The organism is Georhizobium sp. MAB10 (genome assembly GCF_045012825.1).
Lineage (GTDB): Bacteria > Pseudomonadota > Alphaproteobacteria > Rhizobiales > Rhizobiaceae > Georhizobium > Georhizobium profundi.
Window position 1 is genome coordinate 1,379,739 of sequence record NZ_CP118314.1, and the last position, 17,390, is coordinate 1,397,128.

Genomic DNA, 17,390 nt, shown 5'->3' on the forward strand with positions numbered 1-17,390 from the left:
AATATTTCACTATAGCGCAGTTTTATGCCCATGGTGGGTGGACAGCGTGCATTAAAATGCACTAAACGTTATCAACGAACGACAAGGGAGGACAGTCGTGTCCAAGCGCATCGATTTTCAGGTCGACCCGGAGAGCTACCGCCATTGGCGTGTGGAGTATGAGGGCGACGTCGCGAAGCTCTACATGGACGTCGACGAGAAGGGCGGCCTCTTCGAAGGCTACGATCTCAAGCTTAATTCCTACGATCTTGGTGTCGACATCGAGCTTGCGGACATCGTGCAGCGTATGCGCTTCGAGCACCCCGAGGTGAAGGCGATCGTGCTTCAGTCTGGCAAGGATCGCGTGTTCTGCGCCGGTGCGAACATCCGCATGCTCGGCAGCGCAACCCATGCCCACAAAGTGAATTTCTGCAAGTTCACCAATGAAACGCGCAACACGTTCGAGGCGGCCGGCCGCGAATCCGGCCAGCACTATATCTGCGCCGTGAAGGGCGCCTGTGCGGGTGGCGGCTATGAACTGGCGCTTGCCTGCGACCACATCATGCTCGTCGATGACGGTGCGTCCAACGTCGCGCTGCCCGAAGTGCCGCTGCTCGCCGTTCTTCCCGGCACGGGCGGCCTCACGCGCGTGACCGACAAGCGCAAGGTGCGCCGCGATCTTGCCGATGTGTTCTGCTCGATCGAGGAGGGCGTGAAGGGCAAGCGCGCCGTCGACTGGAACCTCGTCGACGAGATCGTCGCGAAGTCCAAGTTCGAGGAAACGATTTCCGAGCGCGCCAGCGAATTCGCCGGCAAGTCCAGGCGCGCTGCGGCCGAGAAGGGCGTCAAGCTGACGCCGCTTAACCGCACCTTCAACGACGATGGCGGTGTCACCTATTCCACCGTGGAGGTGGACCTCGATCGCTCGAAGGGCATCGTCACCATCACCATCAATGGTCCTGATGGCCAAGCGCCGAAGGATGCCGCAGGCCTGCTCGCACAGGGTGCCGATGCCTGGATCCTGCGGGCAGCGCGCGAGCTCGACGATGCGGTCCTCCATCTGCGGTTGAACGAGCTGGAACTCGGCACCTGGGTCATCCGCAGTCAAGGCGATCCTGCCGCGGTGCTGGCGCATGAAAAGGTGCTGACGGACAACGCCGATCACTGGCTGGCCAACGAAATTCTTCTCTACTGGAAGCGCGTGCTGAAGCGTGTCGACGTCACCTCGCGTTCGCTCGTCGCGCTCGTGGAGCCGGGCTCGTGCTTTGCCGGAGTTTTGGCCGAACTGCTCTTTGCCGTCGACCGTTCCTACATGGCCGAAGGCGATTTCGAGGGCGACAATCGTCACGTCGCGTCGATCACGCTGTCCGACACGAATTTCGGACCGTTCCCAATGGCGAACGATCTGACGCGTCTCGAAACGCGGTTCCTCGGTGAGCCTTCGAAAGTCGATGAGGCCAAGGCGCGGATCGGCGAAACGCTCGAAGCGTTCGATGCCAACGAGCTCGGCCTCGTCACCTACTGCTTCGACGACATCGACTGGGAAGACGAAGTCCGCATCTTCCTCGAAGAGCGGGCGTCGTTCTCGCCGGATGCGATGACGGGCATGGAAGCCAATCTGCGCTTTCCCGGGCCGGAGACGATGGAAACGCGGATTTTCGGTCGGTTGACCGCCTGGCAGAACTGGATTTTCCAGCGGCCGAACGCCGTCGGAGAAAATGGGGCACTGCAACGCTACGGGACGGGGATCCGCGGCGATTACGACATGCGCCGCGTGTGACGGCGTCGGACATCATCGAGGAGAAGACGAATGCTTGATCTCATCAATGTCGCCTACGATACCCAGATCCCGAACAATGTGGGTCTGTCCTCCGACAAGCGCGTCCTGAAGGCGCTGGAAAAGTGGCATCCCGGCTACATCAGCTGGTGGAACGACCTTGGACCGGACGGCTTCCAGGAAAGCCTTGTCTATCTGCGCACCGCGGTTTCGGTCGATCCGAAGGGCTGGGCGAAGTTCGATTATGTGAAGATGCCTGAATATCGCTGGGGCATTCTCTTGGCTCCGCAGGTCGAGGGTCGCACGATCCCTTGCGGCGAGCATGCGGGCCAGCCGGCCTGGCAGGAAGTGCCCGGAGAATACCGCAACATGCTGAAGCGGCTGATCGTCATTCAGGGCGATACCGAGCCGGCGTCGGTCGAACAGCAGCGCCATCTCGGCAAGACGGCGCCTTCGCTCTACGACATGCGCAATCTCTTCCAGGTAAATGTTGAGGAAGGCCGTCACCTCTGGGCTATGGTCTATCTGCTGCAGAAATATTTCGGTGCCGATGGCCGCGAAGAGGCGGACGACCTTCTGCGGCGTACCTCCGGGTCGGAAGAAGCCCCGCGCATGCTGGGCGCTTTCAACGAGGCGACGCCGGACTGGCTGTCCTTCTTCATGTTCACCTATTTCACCGACCGTGACGGCAAGATGCAGCTGGAATCGCTTGCGCAATCGGGCTTCGATCCGCTGTCGCGCACCTGTCGCTTCATGCTGACGGAAGAAGCGCACCACATGTTCGTTGGCGAGACGGGCGTCGGTCGCGTCATCCAGCGCACCTGCGAGGCGATGAAGGAAGCCGGTATCGAGGATCCCTACGATATCGAGAAGGTTCGCGCGCTCGGCGTGATCGATCTGCCGACGATCCAGAAGAAGCTCAACCTGCACTATTCGCTTTCGCTCGATCTCTTCGGCTCGGAAGTGTCGACCAATGCGGCAAATGCTTTCAACGCGGGCATCAAGGGCCGCTATCAGGAAGCCAAGATCGACGACGATCACAAGCTTCACAACGACACCTATCCCGTCATCCAGCTGAAGGATGGCAAGATCGTCTGGGAGGAAGTCGCGGCGCTTTCGGCCATCAACATGCGCCTTCGCGACGACTACGTCCGCGATGCATCCGGTGGCGTGAAGCGCTGGAATGCGACGATCGAAAAGACCGGCATCCAGTTCGAGATGAAGATGCCGCACCAGGGCTTCTACCGCCACATCGGCGTCTTCGCAGACGTCAATGTCGATCCGGACGGCACCATCATCTCCAAGGAAGAGTGGGATGCGAAGAAGGACGACTGGCTGCCGACCACGGCAGACGGCGATTTCATCCAGTCGCTCATGAAGCCAGTCTGGGAGCCAGGCAAGTTTGCCGGATGGATCGCGCCGCCGCGCGTCGGCATCGACAACAAGCCGGGCGATTTCGAATACGTCAAGCTTCACATGGCTTGACGGCAGGCTCGCGAATTTCAGTGGCGAGCGCCAATCTCGCCACTGATCGCATTGGTGACCACGGGAGGCACCCGCCCCATGAACGCTCCGCTGAAACAGCACCTGATCGACCCGGAAATCTGCATCCGCTGCTATACCTGCGAGGAAGCCTGTCCGATCGATGCGATCACGCACAACGAAGACAATGTCGTCGTCGATGCCGCGAAGTGCGATTTCTGTATGGCGTGCATTTCGCCTTGCCCCACCGGGTCGATCGATGCCTGGCGGGTCGTCATGCAGCCTTATTCGCTTGAAGAGCAAATGAGCTGGATGGAGCTTCCCGAGCAGGAGGAGATCACCAAGCCCGATGGGACAGGGCCTGCTGAGGGTGGTGACGTCGAGGCGCTCGAGGATTCCGTCGAGCGGTTGCTCGCCGAAGCCCATGCCGGTGCCGGTGGCAAGGCGCGCGCGCCCGCGACCGCATCGAAGCCTTCGATCAATCTCTACAATCTCAAGAAGCCTGCTGTCGGTATCGTGCAGGGCAATTACCGGCTGACGAGCGAAAGCGCCGACAGCGACGTGCGCCACATCATCATCGATCTCGGCAATCAACACTTCCCAGTTCTTGAAGGCCAGAGCGTCGGCATCCAGCCGCCCGGTACGGATGCCAACGGCAATCCGTATCTGCCGCGACTTTATTCGATCTCCAGCCCGCGCGATGGCGAGCGTCCGAACACCAACAACATTTCGCTGACCGTCAAGCGCGAGGAGCAGGGGGTCTGCTCCAACTATGTCTGCGATCTGCAGAAGGGCGACGAAGTTCGGCTCACCGGGCCGTTCGGCGCGACGTTCCTGATGCCGAACGATCCCCAGGCGCAGATCGTCATGATCTGCACGGGCACCGGCTCGGCACCGTTTCGCGCATTCACCATGCGCCGGCAGCGGCTGACGGCCGATGGGGGAGAGCGCATGCGGCTCTTCTTCGGCGCCCGCACGTCCGATGCGCTGCCTTACTTCGGGCCGCTCAAGAAGGTGCCAGACACGATTCTTGAAAAGCATCTCGTCTTCTCGCGGGCCGAGGCGGTGGAGAAGGAATATGTGCAGGACCGTATGCTGAAGCAGCGCGCGGATTTGGCGGGGCTGCTTTCCGCGCCGAACACGCACATTTTTGTCTGCGGGCTGAAAGCCATGGAGCACGGCGTCGAGGCCGCGTTCGAACAGATTGCCAAGGATATCGGGACCGATTGGGTGAGCCTGCGCGACCAGATGCGCGAGAGTGGCCGCTACCATGTCGAGACCTATTGATGGCTGCAGCTGACGAACCTTCGGACCCGTTCGTTCACGCCATCACGGTTCAATGGGCAGACTGCGATCCCGCGCGCATCGCCTATACCGGCCAGATCCCGAAATTTGCTCTATCGGCTATCGATGCATGGTGGGCCGAGCGAGTGGGGATCGACTGGTTCGCGCTCAATGTCGATCACCGGATGGGGACACCTTTCGTGCATCTCGACATGGATTTCCGCTCGCCGATCACGCCGCGGCATCCACTGCTCTGCACCGTGATGCTTACCAAGCTCGGGACAACGTCGCTGACGTTCAGGGTGGTAGGCCGCCAGAACAAGGCGGTCTGCTTTGAAGGCAATTTCGTGTGCGTTGCCGTATCCGCGGATGATTTCAGGCCGGGATATCCTTCGGCGGATATTCGTACACGGCTGGAGAGCCTTTTGAGCGAGCGCCTTTGATCAACTGCGTTGCTGTGGACCGGCAAAAAGTAGGGCTGTTCAATCAGCAAGATGAAATATAATGCATAGAGCGTTGGCCCTTCTGGCCCGCTGCATTATGGTTCGGCTATGGATGAGATCGTCACATTTGGCGGCAGAGTGACGCTTGGTCAAGACCGCCAGGCGGACGATACCGAACGTTTTCTCGAAATGGTGGGTGATCGGGTGCGCGCGGCGCGCAACCGCCGCAGCATTTCGCGCAAAACGTTGTCTGAAATTTCAGGCGTCTCGCAACGGTATCTCGCCCAGCTGGAGAGCGGCACGGGCAACATCTCTATCCTGCTTCTGCGACGTGTGGCGGAAGCGCTCGATCACAAGATCGAATGGCTGGTGGGCGAGGAAGATCCCTATACGTCCGATGCCGTCGCCATGATGTCGCTTTACCGGCAGGCGACCGGCGAGCAGCGCATGCGCGTTCTGGAAATCCTTGATCCCGACAATCCCCATCTGCGGCGTTCACGGCGACTGGCCTTCATCGGCCTGCGCGGTGCAGGCAAGTCCACCATCGGGCGTCTCGCCGCCGACCGGCTCAAGCTGCCGTTTCTCGAACTCAACGAAGAGATCGAGCAGGCGAGCGGCATGCCGGTCAACGAAGTGATCGCGCTTTATGGCCAGGAAGGCTACAGGCGGCTGGAGAAGCAATCGGTCGAGCGGATCGCCGCCACCTATGACTCGATCGTGCTTGCGGTTGCCGGGGGCATCGTCTCTGAGCCCGAGACGTTCAACTATCTTCTACGCCATTATCACACGATCTGGCTGAAGGCGCGGCCGGAGGAGCACATGGGCCGGGTGCGCGCACAGGGCGATGAGCGCCCCATGGCCGGCAACCCGGCGGCAATGGACGAACTGCGCAACATCCTGATGAGCCGGGAAGCGCTCTACGCCCGTGCCGAAGCGCAGATCGACACGAGCGGGCGCGGTCTCCCCGAAACGCTGGATGCGGTGCTCGACCTCATCGAAAAGCGCGGCTTCCTCCGCGCCTGACGGTCAGCGGCCCTTGAACGCTGCCGGACGCTTCTCCAGGAACGACAGCACGCCCTCCCGGTAATCTTGCGAGCGGCCGGCGATGCCCTGCAGGCGTGCCTCTTCGGAAAGGTACTCATCGAACGGCATGGTCTCGGCTGCAGCGGCGGCTTTCTTGATCAGCCCGTAGCCGAGCGTCGGTCCTTCTGCGAGGCGGCGGGCAAGGGCGCTTGCTTCGTCTTGCAGTTCGCTTTCCGGCATGCTTCTCCAGATCAGGCCAGCGGCGGCGGCCTCACTGCCTGAGAGGCTGCCTGCGGTCAGCAAAAGAGCGCGCGCCCGTGCCGCGCCGAGCGCCTGGACGAGCGTATGTCCGGCTCCGGCATCGACCGAAAGGCCGACCTTGGCAAACGACCAGATGAACTTCGCATCATCGGCGGCGAGCACGATGTCGCCTGCAATGGCGATGGACGCGCCGGCACCGGCAGCCGCGCCATGAACGGCGATCACGACGGGCTTCTCCATCGTGCGGATCAATGTGACGATCGGATGGAAGAGCTCTCTCTGGATCGCCTCGAGATCGAACGGTTCGGCGAACTTGCGGGGGTCGCGCGCCGACAAATCCTGACCCGTGCAGAAGGCACGTCCTGCGGCTCGAACAAGTACGGCGCGAGTGAGCGGATCGGCGGCGGCACGTTCGAGCGCTGCGCGGAACTGCAGGAGCATCGCTTCCGTCAGCGCATTCATGCGCTCCGGCCGGTTCAGTGTGATGGTCATCACGCCGGCTTCGATGGTCTCTTCGATCAGGCGATCGGCCTGATCGTCATTCTCTTTTGACATTCGTCGGGAATCCACGCAGTTGGCAGTTTGAATATCGTCACGATGCACTATACCGCATCTCCCAACAAGGCTCGGAGGAACATCATGGCCGTCACAGTCGCGCGCGAAGGATCCATCGCTATCGTCCGGCTCGACAACCCGCCGGTGAATGCGATCGGGCTTTCGGTGCGCCAGGGGCTGATGCGGGCGCTGGAGGAACTGGCCGATGCTTCCGATATCAGGGCCGTGGTGCTGACCGGATCCGACACGATCTTCGCCGCCGGCGCCGATGCGCGAGAGTTCGACGCAGACCCGGTGGCGCCGCATCTTCCCGATATTCTGGATGCCATCGAAAATGCGCCCCAGCCCTGGATCGCCGCGCTGACGGGCGCGGCGCTCGGCGGTGGCTGCGAACTGGCCCTTGCCTGCCGCAAGCGGATCGCCGGCCCGAAGAGCACGATCGGCCTGCCGGAAGTGACGCTCGGCGTCGTGCCGGGTGCCGGTGGCACACAGCGGTTGCCGCGCCTGGTGGGTCTGGCCTCCGCACTCGACATCATCGCGAACGGTCGGACGTTGAAGGCCAAGGAAGCGCTCGGCATGGGGCTACTCGACGAAATCGCGGAGGATCCGCTCGTTCGGGCACGGCAGATTGCCGAAAGCGAGGACCTGTCGGCGATCGTGCCTCTGTCGCAGCGACCGCAGGTGGCTGACGATCAGGCGGCTGTTGATGCGGCCAAAGAACGGGCAGCCAAGCGCATGCGCGGACAGGACGCGCCGCAGCGCGCGATCGAACTTGTCGCGCTTTCGAGCTCGATGCCGTTTGCGCAAGCCATGCTGGAAGAGCGGCAGACCTTCCTGACGCTGCGGCAGGGTGCGCAGGCCAAGGCGCTGCGGCATGTGTTTTTCGCCGAGCGCGGGGCAAAGAAGCCGGCGTGGGTGGAGGCGCAGCCGGTGGACGTGAAGACAGTCGTTGTCATCGGTGGCGGCACGATGGGCGCCAGCATCGCTTATGCGCTCGACAGTGCCGGATATGGCGTTGCGCTGGTTGAAACCGACGCGGATGCCAAGGAACGTGCCAGCCACAATGTCGGCCGGTTGTTCAAGGACGCGGTGAAGCGTGGCCTGATGAGCGAGGCAGACGCCGCCAAGCGGCAGGAGCGCATCCAGTTGCTCGTCGGCTACGACGATCTGCCCGAGGCGGAACTGGTGATCGAGGCTGCTTTCGAAAGCATCGAGGTGAAGCGGGAGATCTTCTCCACGCTGGACCGCGTTATGCCGGCCCACGCGGTGCTCGCGACCAACACGTCCTATCTCGACGTCAACGAGATCGCCGCGTCGACATCGCGGCCGGAGCGGGTTCTCGGACTGCATTTCTTCTCGCCGGCTCATATCATGAAGCTGCTGGAGATCGTTCGCGCCGACCGGACGTCACAGGAGGCGCTGGCAACGGGCTTTGCCGTTGGTGCCAAGCTGCGCAAGATCCCGGTGCTTGCCGGCGTCTGCGATGGCTTCATCGGCAACCGCATTCTGTTCCGCTACCGAGAAGAGGCGGACATCCTCATGATGGACGGTTCGCTGCCCTGGCTCATCGATGAGGCCATGGTGGAATTTGGCATGGCGATGGGTCCCTACGAGGTGCAGGATCTTTCGGGCCTCGATATTTCCTACGCCCAGCGCAAGCGTCGCGCTTCGACGCGTGACCCCAATCGGCGCTATATTCCGATCGCCGATCGCATGGTGGAAGAAGGTCGCCTCGGGAAGAAGGTCGGCGTCGGCTGGTACCGCTATCCGGGTGGTGGCGGCTCCGTTGTCGATCCGCTGCTCGAGGATCTGATTACGGAAGAGGCCCATTTCGCCAAGGTTACGCGCCGCGACGTTTCGGAGGCGGAAATCCGTGAACGGCTGACGCTCGCCATGATCAACGAAGCCGCCGACATCCTGCATCAAGGCATCGCGGAAAAAGCGGCTGACATCGACCTCGTGATGATCCACGGCTACGGCTTCCCGCGCTGGCGCGGCGGCCCTCTCCACTACGCCGACACGCTGGGCGCAGCCGCCATCCTCGCCCGCATCGAAGAGTTCGAAAAGCAGGATCCGGTCATGTGGAAGCCGAGCCCGCTTATTCGCGAATTGGCGGGCACGGGCGGGCGGTTTGCTGATGTGAAGCGAGGGTGAATGCCGGGACGGCGACTGATGCGCCTTCGTTCTTCGTCTAACCGATGTCCAGCAAGTGCCGCGCGCTCTGGTTATAGAGCGTGGTATTGTTGCCCGAGTTGTGCTCGCCCTTGTTCTGGCGCTCCTTCATCAGCGCTATGGCGCGCTGCACGGCCGGGCGGGCCTTGATCGTTTCGCGCCAGCGCTTCACTTCCGGGAATGGCTCGAGCGAGACATCGAGGTTCTTGGCGATGAACGCCCAGGGAAAAGCCAGCATGTCGGCAATGGAATAGCTGCCGACGATGAACTCGTCCTGGCGCAGGCGCCGTTCCAGAACCGCGAGCGAGCGCTCATATTCGCCGCGATAGCGCTTCAGGGCGTAATCCTGTCCGCCGGTCGGCCCGAACATGCGGAAATGGGCGAGTTGGCCAGCCATCGGGCCCTGGTTGCCGGTTTGCCAGAAGAGCCATTCCATCGTCTCCTTCCGGGCGATCGGATCGTTCGACATGAAACGCCCTGTTTTTTCGGCGAGGTACCAGAGAATGGCGCCGGATTCGAAGACCGGGATGGCTCCACCATTTCCGCCATGGTCGACGATCGCAGGCATCTTGGCGTTGGGACTGATCGCCAGAAATCCAGGCGTCAACTGGGCCCCGTGGAAAATGTCGAGAAAGCGGGCCTGGTAGGGCAGGCCGCATTCCTCCAGCATGATCGCCACTTTCCACCCATTGGGGGTCGGGGCGTAATAGAGATCGATCATCCCGTCTCTCCCTGATCGCCAAATGCGAGGCCTTCCCGCCTTCGTCTTCTTATCAGGTTCGAGTTGCGCGCGTCAGGCGTTGCCGCGGGCTTCGCGCCAGAGGCCGAGCTTTTCCTGCACCGCGCGATCGGAATAGGAGAACAGAACCGTTTCCTCCGCCGGTTCATGGACGATCGTCTTCCAGGACGGAGCGACGAAAATGTCCTGCGGTCCCCATTCGATGACGGCGTCGCCGATCCGGCTTTTGCCACGGCCTTCGACGCAGACGAAAATCGTGGCATCGGTCGACCGATAGGGGGTCGTGGCACCGGCAGCGAGAAGCTGGATGAAGGTCGCGATGGTCGGCATGGCGAAGCCACCGTCGAGCGGGTTCGTGTAGCGCAGCTTGTAGCCGTGGCAGGGATCGGGATCGCCGCCCTTCTTCATGGCCTCGAGCGTCGCGCGGCTCTTTTCGTACGGGTAGTTGAAGATCGGCGAGACGTGGCCACCGCGCGGTGCGTCGACCGGCATGAGGTTGTTGCCGAACTCGTTATAGGATTGGCCCGTCTGCCGCGTGATCGGCTGCGCATCCTCGCCAAGACCTTCGGCAAAGGAGGCGTCCAGGAACGACACCAGCGGAATGTCGAGGCCGTCCAGCCAGAACATCGGCTCACTGGTTTCGTTGCCGTGGTCGTGCCAGGCCATCTGCGGCGTGATGACAAAATCGCCGTAGTGCATTACGGTCTTTTCGCCATTGACAGCGGTGTGGGCGCCGGAGCCTTCAAGAACGAAGCGTAGAGCCGATTGTGTGTGGCGATGCGCGGGCGCCACTTCGCCTGGCAGCACCAGCTGCACGCCGGCATAAAGCGAGGTCGTGACCTTGGATTCGCCGCGCAAGCCGGGATTTTCGAGGATAAGCACCCGCCGCTCGGCCTCCTTGGCGGTGATCAGTCCGCCGGCTTCCATCATGGCTGTGCGGATTTCCGAGAATTTCCAGCCCACGGCCTGGCATTTGGAGACCGGTTCGGGCGTGACGAGCGCGCCGAGAACCGTCCAGAGCGGCGTCATGTTCTGCTTGTCGATTTTCTCGTAGAAGGCGCGGCGCTCGGGGGTATCCTGCGGCTTGGGGTGCATTGCTGTTCTCCTCTAGAGGCGGGCGAGCGCCTGGCGGTCGAGCTTGCCGGTTCCGGTCTTCGGCAGTTCCGGCAGGTAGGTCACGATGCGTGGATATTTATAGGGCAGCAGGCGCTGCTTCACATGGTCCTGTAGAAGCTTCGTCGTTGCGGCGTCGGGTGTGAACCCATCGCGCAACCGGACGAATGCCTTCAGGGTCATGCGCCGATCGTCCATCTGATGTGCGAGCACGGCGCATTCGTGGATATGAGGGTGTTCGGCGAGGCACCGCTCCACTTCGAGCGGCCATACCCATTGGCCGGACACCTTGATCAGATCGTCGGCCCGACCCTGGAAGAAGTAGAAGCCGTCCTTTTCGATGAAGCGGTCGCCGGTGTAGAGCCAGTCGCCGCGCATGGTCTCGGCGGTCTTGTCTGGCCGGTTCCAGTAGCAGGGGGCCGTCGAATGGCCGCGGACCCACATGACCCCTTCTTCGCCAGGTGCGACTTCGCGATCGTCCTTGTCCTTCAGCAGGATTTCGTAGCCGGGAACGCGCTTTCCGGCCGACCCGATGCGCTTCTTGTCGGGAAGATTTGACAGGTAGATGTGCAGCACTTCGGTCGAGCCGAGGCCTTCCATGACATCGAGCCCGGTGAGGCCTTTCCAGGCGTTGAAGATGTCTTCCGACAATGTCTCGGCGGCAGAGACGGACAGGCGGATCGAACCGAGGTCGCGGTGATCAACGTCATCGGCGCGGCAAAGCGCGGTGTAGAGCGTCGGCAGGCCGAAGAAGATCGTGGGGCGGTAGTCCTCGATCGTAGCCAGGATCCTGTCCGGCTCGGGCCGGCCCGGCATGAGAAGGCTGGTCGCGCCGGCTGCGAACGGAAATGTGATGCCATTGCCGAAGCCATAGGCGAAGAAGAGCTTCGGTACGGAAAAGCAGATGTCGCCGGGCGTGACGTCCAGGAAATGCCGGGCGTAGCTCTGCACCGTGTACGCCATGTCGTGCTGGAGATGGACGATGCCCTTCGGGCGCCCGGTCGAGCCGGACGAATACATCCAGAAGCACATATCGTCCGGGCCGGTGTCGGCTACGGCAAGGGTGTCGCTCTGGCCGCTCACGAACTCGCTTCCATGGACGAAGCGCTCGTCGGGCGTCGCACCTTTGCCATTAGCGATCACGATGTAATCCAGCGCGACACCGGCCAGTGCCTCGTCTGAGAACTTGTCGACGAGATCCGCTTCGCACAGCGCGATCCGGGCGTCGGTATCAGAGAGAAAGAAATTAAGGAGGTCGGGCGTCGTCAGCGTGTTGAGCAGCACCGGAACGAAACCGGCTCTCACGGCACCGAAGAAGGCGGCCACGAACACAGGTGTATCGTCGAGGAAGAACGGTATCCGGTCGCCGCGCTTAAGCCCTGCCGCGACGAAGGCATTGCCCCAGCGCGAAGCCGAAGCGCACAGTTGTGCATAGGTCAATGTACCCGCTGGACCGGTTACGGCGACGGCCTCGGGATTGCGATCGAGATTGTCGAAGAGGATCGCCGATGCGTTCGGATGATCTTCCTTGATGAAGCCGATTTCCCGGCCGCCGGATGTGTCCCCAACGGGATCGGTGATGGGAGAGATGGTGGCTGCGCGGATGGCTGTCGCACTCATGCCGTGCTTCTCATTTTCGAAGCTTCGTATTTGGCCATGAAATTCGGCGCGAGCAGGCGCAGCCTCGCCATGTCGATGCGGCCGGATCTGGTGATGTAGTCGAAGCCGAAATCCAGCGGCGCCAGCGCCATTTTCTCCGCAAACCGGTCGTACCACTCAGCCGAGGTGTTTGCCGCGGTGACGATCTTCTTGGCGATGGGCAACCGCTCCTGCTGATAGGCGGCCAGCGCGTCGTCGAGCTTCTCGTGGGCATCGAGCGCGCGGGCGAGTGCGATGGCATCTTCCATGGCAAGCCGGGTACCGGAGCCGATGGAGAAATGCGCCGTGTGCGCCGCATCGCCCAATATGGCGCGGTTGCCGCTGACCCAGCGCTCGCACCAGAGCTTGGGGAAGCGCCGCCAGACCGAACGGTTGGTGATGAGGCGCGCTCCGCCAAGCGTGGTGGCAAAGATTTCCTCGCAGATCCGCGCAGAGGCTTCCTCGTTCAGCCTGTCGAAATCATAGGCTGCGAAAGTTGCCGCATCGCATTCGACGATGAAGGTCGAGCGGTCGGGCGTGTAGCGATAGTGGTGCGCGTTGAACGTGCCGCGCTCGGTTTCGATGAATGTCTGGGTCAGGGTGTCGAATGGCCGGTCGGTACCGAACCAGGCAAAGCGATTGTCAAAATGGTCGAGTGTCGTGCCGAACGCATCCTCGTCGGCTCGGCGGACGAGAGAATTCAAGCCGTCGGCGCCGACGACAAGATCGGCTTCCAGGGCATCGAGATCGGAGACGGGCTGTCCGAACAGCAGTTCCACGCCTTCGGCGCGCGCGCGCTCCTGCAGCAATTGCAGAAGGTGGAGCCTGCCGATCGCGGCGAAGCCGATGCCGTCGATGACCACGCGCTCGCCCTGCAGCACCAGCGTCATGTTGCGCCAGCGCTCCATATGCGGCGTGATCAGGTCGTGGGTTTCCGGGTCGTCCGCCTTCAGAAAATCGAGCGCCTGATCGGAAAAGACCACGCCGAAGCCAAAGGTTGCATCCGACGCGTTCTGCTCGCGAACGACAATGCGCGCGCCCGGCATCTTTCGTTTCAGCAGGATACCCGCATAAAGACCGGCCGGGCCGGCACCGATGATGTCGACTGTGGAAAGCTGCAACTCGCTCCGCCTCCTCTCCTGCGATACGAGCCTTAGATCTTGACAGTGAGGCTAACCAAGGATTGCATCATATGCAAATAATTTTACGGAGCGGAAATGACCGCTGAGACTTTCAAGACCGACGTGACGGTCAGCTTCGGTCACTGCGACCCGGCGGAGATCGTTTTTTATCCCAACTTCTTCCGCTGGTTCGACGCGGCATTCCATTCGTTTCTGGAAAGTCGCGGCTGCGGGCAAAAGCGCCTGAAACACGACCTCGGCACCGTGGGAACAGGCCTTATCGACGTGGGCGCGACGTTTCGCTCGCCAGTGACTTTCGGCGAAACGCTGACGCTGTCGCTGACGATCGTCGAGTGGACGAGCCGCACCGTGAAGATCACCTATGAAGGCCATGTCGGCTCGCGCCTGGCCTTCACCGGCCATGAGGTGCGCGGTCTTTTCATGGCGGAGGAGGGCGGTCGGCTTCGCGCGGCCCCGATCGAGCCTTTCAGGCAAATGCTGGAGCGCGGCCGTGGCTGAGAGCGACGAGCAGGGCATGGCGACAGAAGCGACGGGCGGCATCCAGTCGCTTGACGCGGCGCTGCGGGTCCTGCTGGCCATGGGCGAGATGAAGGGCGCGGTGGGGCTTTCGGAACTTGCCCGTGCCTGTCACATGCCGGCAAGCAAGGTGCATCGCTATCTTGCCTCTTTCATCCATGCGGGCCTCGTTCGGCAGAACGGCCGGTCGGGGAGCTACGATCTTGGGCCTCGTGCGATCGATCTGGGGTTGGCGGCCCTTGGGCGGCATGATTTCGTCAATTCGGTCGCCGAAGGCATGCCCGAATTGACGGCGCAGACGGGGCTGACCTCGCTTCTCTGCGTCTGGGGGAATTCCGGCCCGACCGTCGTGCGCTGGGAGCGGGCAGCGTCCTTCATCGTCACGTCGCTCGGGCTCGGCACGACCTTGCCTCTGCTGACATCCGCGACGGGCCGTGTTTGCCTCGCCTATCTGCCGGCTCAAGTGACCGAACGGCTGCTGGAGGCCGAATTGGAACGGGCCACGGCCAGTCCGCGGATTTTCGACGGGCATCTGCCAAATCGAGCCGCCATCGCATCGCTGACCGCAGACATTCGACATCGCGGCTATGCCACGGTGGATGGGCGGTTCATACCGGGGCTTGTGGCGATGGCCGCACCCATCCTCGATTGGCAAGGCCAAGCGCAGGCGGTCGTGACGCTGATCGGAGCCGACCCTTCCAGCATCGCCGAAGGATCGCGGGCGCTGTCTTCCCTCAAGAGCTTTTGCGCCCGCGAGGCGGTTCCAGCTGGCAAGCCGACTGGCATCGCCTGACGACTGCGGATGGAACGATATCCCCCTCGTCGTCTTTTCGTCACGCAAATCAGCACCTATGTGGTTCGAACACTGAAAGCATCGAGGAGGCCCTGGGCATGGACGGTAATGACAAGAAGGCAATCGAGGATCTGTTTGCCCGGCTGACCGAGGTCGAGCGGCAGGGTATGGCGCGCGACGGGGAGGCTGAGGCCTTCATCCGCGACCAGATCTCGGTTCATCCCGGTGCTCCCTACTACATGGCGCAGACCATCGTGGTGCAGGAGCAGGCCCTTCAAGCGGCTCAGGCGCGTATCGAGGCGCTGGAGCAGCAACAACAGAGCGCGCCGGAGAGTGGCGGGTTTCTCGGCGGGCTCTTTGGCGGCGGGCAGCGGCCTTCCGGCCGGGTCCCCAGCATTCCGCGCCGAAGTGCAGCCGGTGCCGTGCCGCCGCAAAGTGCTGCATTGGGTGGGCGGGGCGCGGGTGGCGGTGGCTTTCTTGCCGGTGCCGCGCAAACCGCGATGGGTGTCGCTGGTGGCCTGCTTCTCGGCAACATGATCGCTGGCGCCTTTGCCGGTGATGAGGCTGCCGCAGCCGAAGACGTGCCGGCTGACGATGTGCCTGCGGACGATTTTGGCGGCGACGACATGGGCGGCGATTTCGGCGACATGGAATTCTAACCGCTTCAGCCCGGCTTTCCCGACTGGACTGAAGCAGCTATCACAGTGCGCAGCATAGGCGACCGGGAAGGTCGTGCGGAGCTCTTGCAGCATGACTGGTCCGGTGGACGATCCCGCGGTTGACGAAATCCCGATGGATGGCGACCGACGCTTGCGTCGGCGTTTCCTGAAACGGCGCAAGAAGAAGCGGCCGCGGTTTTCGCGGATACTCGAGGGGCTCGCTGGCGATCCGACGCGTCAACGCGTATCGGTCGGCGACATCATTGCGGCCATGGGCGATCGTGCTTTCGGCGCGCTCATGCTCGTGTTCGCGCTCCCAAACGCGATCCCGACCCCGCCGGGAACATCAGCCATTCTGGGCGCTCCGCTGGTTTTTCTGGCCGCGCAGATGATGTTCGGGCGGCGGCCCTGGCTGCCGCAGTTCATCGCCAATCGCTCCATGGCACGGCAGGATTTCGCGACGCTCGTCGGGCGTCTGGGGCCATGGCTTTCGAGAGCGGAAAAGCTGCTGCGTCCGCGCCTCAGCACCCTCACGCTGCCGCCGATGGAGTACCTGATCGGCTTCGTTTGCCTGATCCTGTCGCTCGTGCTCGTGTTGCCCATCCCGCTAGGCAACATGCTGCCGGCGATCGCCATCAGCATCTTCGCCTTCGGCGTTCTCGAGCGGGACGGTGTCTGGACGATCGCAGGCCTGATCATGTCGGCCATCTCGCTCTTCGTCGCGGCGGGCGTCGTCTATGCGCTGATCAAGGCGGTGTTTTACCTCATCGCCAACGCTCTGCACTGAGCGCAGGCCTTTCCCGAGCATGGGTTTAGGGACGGCCCTCCATGGTAGCCTTTCGTCGCCGCAGTGCCCGAGCAAGGAAATCGCAAAGCGTGCGAACGCGCTGGGGCGACTGATGGCCCTGCGCCGTCAGCACCCAGATGAACGTATCCATTTCGCGCCGCACCGGGCCGATGCGCATCAGCCCGTCCCGACAATCCCCCATGCAGCACGGCATGATGCCGAGCCTGCGGCCGCTCAAAAGCATCGCTGGAACGAGCGCAAAGCTGTCGGCGCGAAGGACGATGCGTTCGGGCTGCACGTTGTCGCTGATCCAGCCATGAGCGGGCGAGCCGGCGAGCGCCTCGCCGAGCCCCACCCAGGCGCACTGCTCGGTAAGCGGATCATCGATCTTCGCGAACTCCGTTGTGGCGCCATAAAGCGCAAAGGACAGGCCCGTTATCCTACGACCCGTCAGCCATTGTGGCGGGGCGCGTGAAGGACGCACGGCGATGTCGGCCGCGTAGCGAGCGATATCCAGCTTGGCGTTGGTGACATGCGTTTCGACAACGATATCGGGGTGCAGCGTCCCGAACTCCGCAATCATGTCTTCGAGGCCGCAGAGATAGATCGTGTCCGTGGTCGTCAGTTTGACGCGGCCCTCCAGGCGCCGGTGCCGCCCGAGGATTTCCTGCTCGATCTCCGCCACCGAATGGCTGACCGAGCGGGCGATCTCGACGATAGCATGGCAAGTGGGCGTCGGGCGGTAGCCGGACTGATCGCGATCGAAGAGCTTGACGCCGTAGTGCTTTTCCAGCGCGCTCACGCGGCGAAGCACCGTCGTATGGTCGACATCCAGCGCTGCGGCGGCAGCTTTGGCAGAGCCACCATCCACGACGGCAAGTACGAACCGAAGATCGTCCCAATTGGCCGAATGCATAATCGCACAACCTGACTGCATTGCTGCAAATTGTCGAGCTTAGAAGCGCGGTCTACAGTCAGTTATGCGATTTTGTCTTTGATGCACCAATTGAGGCGGAGGAAGATCGGT

The 17,390-nt window shown here is 62.4% G+C and carries 16 protein-coding genes; 10 read left to right on the forward strand and 6 right to left on the reverse strand.

Going from position 1 to position 17,390, the window contains the following annotated elements; all coding sequences use genetic code 11:
- The first annotated feature begins 97 nt into the window (after positions 1–97).
- From boxC to PU133_RS06325, 5 genes are all read left to right on the forward strand, one after another.
- Entirely contained in the window at positions 98–1,759 is a 1,662-nt protein-coding gene (boxC, locus tag PU133_RS06305; protein ID WP_404863939.1) for a 2,3-epoxybenzoyl-CoA dihydrolase, read from the forward strand.
- 30 nt (positions 1,760–1,789) lie between these two features.
- Positions 1,790–3,241, forward strand: coding sequence for a benzoyl-CoA 2,3-epoxidase subunit BoxB (gene boxB, locus PU133_RS06310; RefSeq protein WP_404863940.1), 1,452 nt, complete (start codon positions 1,790–1,792; stop codon positions 3,239–3,241).
- A gap of 78 nt (positions 3,242–3,319) precedes the next feature.
- Positions 3,320–4,525: a benzoyl-CoA 2,3-epoxidase subunit BoxA gene (boxA, locus tag PU133_RS06315; RefSeq protein ID WP_404863941.1), complete on the forward strand. Its 1,206-nt coding sequence runs from the start codon at positions 3,320–3,322 to the stop codon at positions 4,523–4,525.
- Positions 4,525–4,965 carry an acyl-CoA thioesterase gene (locus PU133_RS06320; RefSeq protein WP_404863942.1) on the forward strand — a complete coding sequence of 147 codons (441 nt, stop codon included), beginning with the start codon at positions 4,525–4,527 and terminating at the stop codon, positions 4,963–4,965. The genes boxA and PU133_RS06320 overlap by 1 nt, the downstream gene beginning before the upstream one ends.
- Before the next feature lie 108 nt (positions 4,966–5,073).
- Positions 5,074–5,988, forward strand: coding sequence for a helix-turn-helix transcriptional regulator (locus tag PU133_RS06325; RefSeq protein ID WP_126008768.1), 915 nt, complete (start codon positions 5,074–5,076; stop codon positions 5,986–5,988).
- 3 nt (positions 5,989–5,991) lie between these two features.
- On the opposite strand, the gene PU133_RS06330 is transcribed toward PU133_RS06325, so the two are convergent.
- Positions 5,992–6,804 (reverse strand): enoyl-CoA hydratase-related protein, encoded by an 813-nt coding sequence (locus PU133_RS06330; RefSeq protein WP_404863943.1) that lies wholly within the window; start codon positions 6,802–6,804, stop codon positions 5,992–5,994.
- An 84-nt stretch (positions 6,805–6,888) separates the two neighbouring features.
- Between PU133_RS06330 and PU133_RS06335 the strand changes: the two genes are divergently transcribed.
- Positions 6,889–8,958: an FAD-dependent oxidoreductase gene (locus PU133_RS06335; protein ID WP_404863944.1), complete on the forward strand. Its 2,070-nt coding sequence runs from the start codon at positions 6,889–6,891 to the stop codon at positions 8,956–8,958.
- 37 nt (positions 8,959–8,995) lie between these two features.
- Here PU133_RS06335 and PU133_RS06340 read toward each other — a convergent pair whose 3' ends face one another.
- The 4 genes from PU133_RS06340 to PU133_RS06355 all read right to left on the reverse strand — a co-directional run bounded on the left by PU133_RS06340 (position 8,996) and on the right by PU133_RS06355 (position 13,587).
- Entirely contained in the window at positions 8,996–9,697 is a 702-nt protein-coding gene (locus PU133_RS06340; protein WP_404863945.1) for a glutathione S-transferase family protein, read from the reverse strand.
- A gap of 72 nt (positions 9,698–9,769) precedes the next feature.
- Positions 9,770–10,810, reverse strand: a complete 1,041-nt coding sequence (gene gtdA, locus PU133_RS06345; RefSeq protein WP_404863946.1) for a gentisate 1,2-dioxygenase — start codon at positions 10,808–10,810, stop codon at positions 9,770–9,772.
- Positions 10,811–10,822: 12 nt separating this feature from the next.
- Positions 10,823–12,448: a benzoate-CoA ligase family protein gene (locus PU133_RS06350; protein ID WP_404863947.1), complete on the reverse strand. Its 1,626-nt coding sequence runs from the start codon at positions 12,446–12,448 to the stop codon at positions 10,823–10,825.
- A complete protein-coding gene (locus PU133_RS06355) occupies positions 12,445–13,587 on the reverse strand; it encodes an FAD-dependent monooxygenase (protein WP_404863948.1) in 1,143 nt (380 codons plus the stop codon). Before PU133_RS06355 ends, PU133_RS06350 begins: the two co-directional genes overlap by 4 nt.
- A gap of 96 nt (positions 13,588–13,683) precedes the next feature.
- Between PU133_RS06355 and PU133_RS06360 the strand changes: the two genes are divergently transcribed.
- From PU133_RS06360 to PU133_RS06375, 4 genes are all read left to right on the forward strand, one after another.
- Entirely contained in the window at positions 13,684–14,106 is a 423-nt protein-coding gene (locus PU133_RS06360; protein ID WP_404863949.1) for an acyl-CoA thioesterase, read from the forward strand.
- Positions 14,099–14,917, forward strand: coding sequence for an IclR family transcriptional regulator (locus PU133_RS06365; protein WP_404863950.1), 819 nt, complete (start codon positions 14,099–14,101; stop codon positions 14,915–14,917). Before PU133_RS06360 ends, PU133_RS06365 begins: the two co-directional genes overlap by 8 nt.
- 98 nt (positions 14,918–15,015) lie before the next feature.
- Positions 15,016–15,576 (forward strand): DUF2076 domain-containing protein, encoded by a 561-nt coding sequence (locus tag PU133_RS06370; protein WP_404863951.1) that lies wholly within the window; start codon positions 15,016–15,018, stop codon positions 15,574–15,576.
- A gap of 91 nt (positions 15,577–15,667) precedes the next feature.
- Entirely contained in the window at positions 15,668–16,363 is a 696-nt protein-coding gene (locus tag PU133_RS06375) for an exopolysaccharide biosynthesis protein (RefSeq protein ID WP_245451456.1), read from the forward strand.
- A gap of 25 nt (positions 16,364–16,388) precedes the next feature.
- Here the strand turns inward: PU133_RS06375 and PU133_RS06380 are convergent, their stop codons facing one another.
- A complete protein-coding gene (locus tag PU133_RS06380; protein ID WP_404863952.1) occupies positions 16,389–17,279 on the reverse strand; it encodes a LysR family transcriptional regulator in 891 nt (296 codons plus the stop codon).
- Positions 17,280–17,390 lie beyond the last annotated feature (111 nt).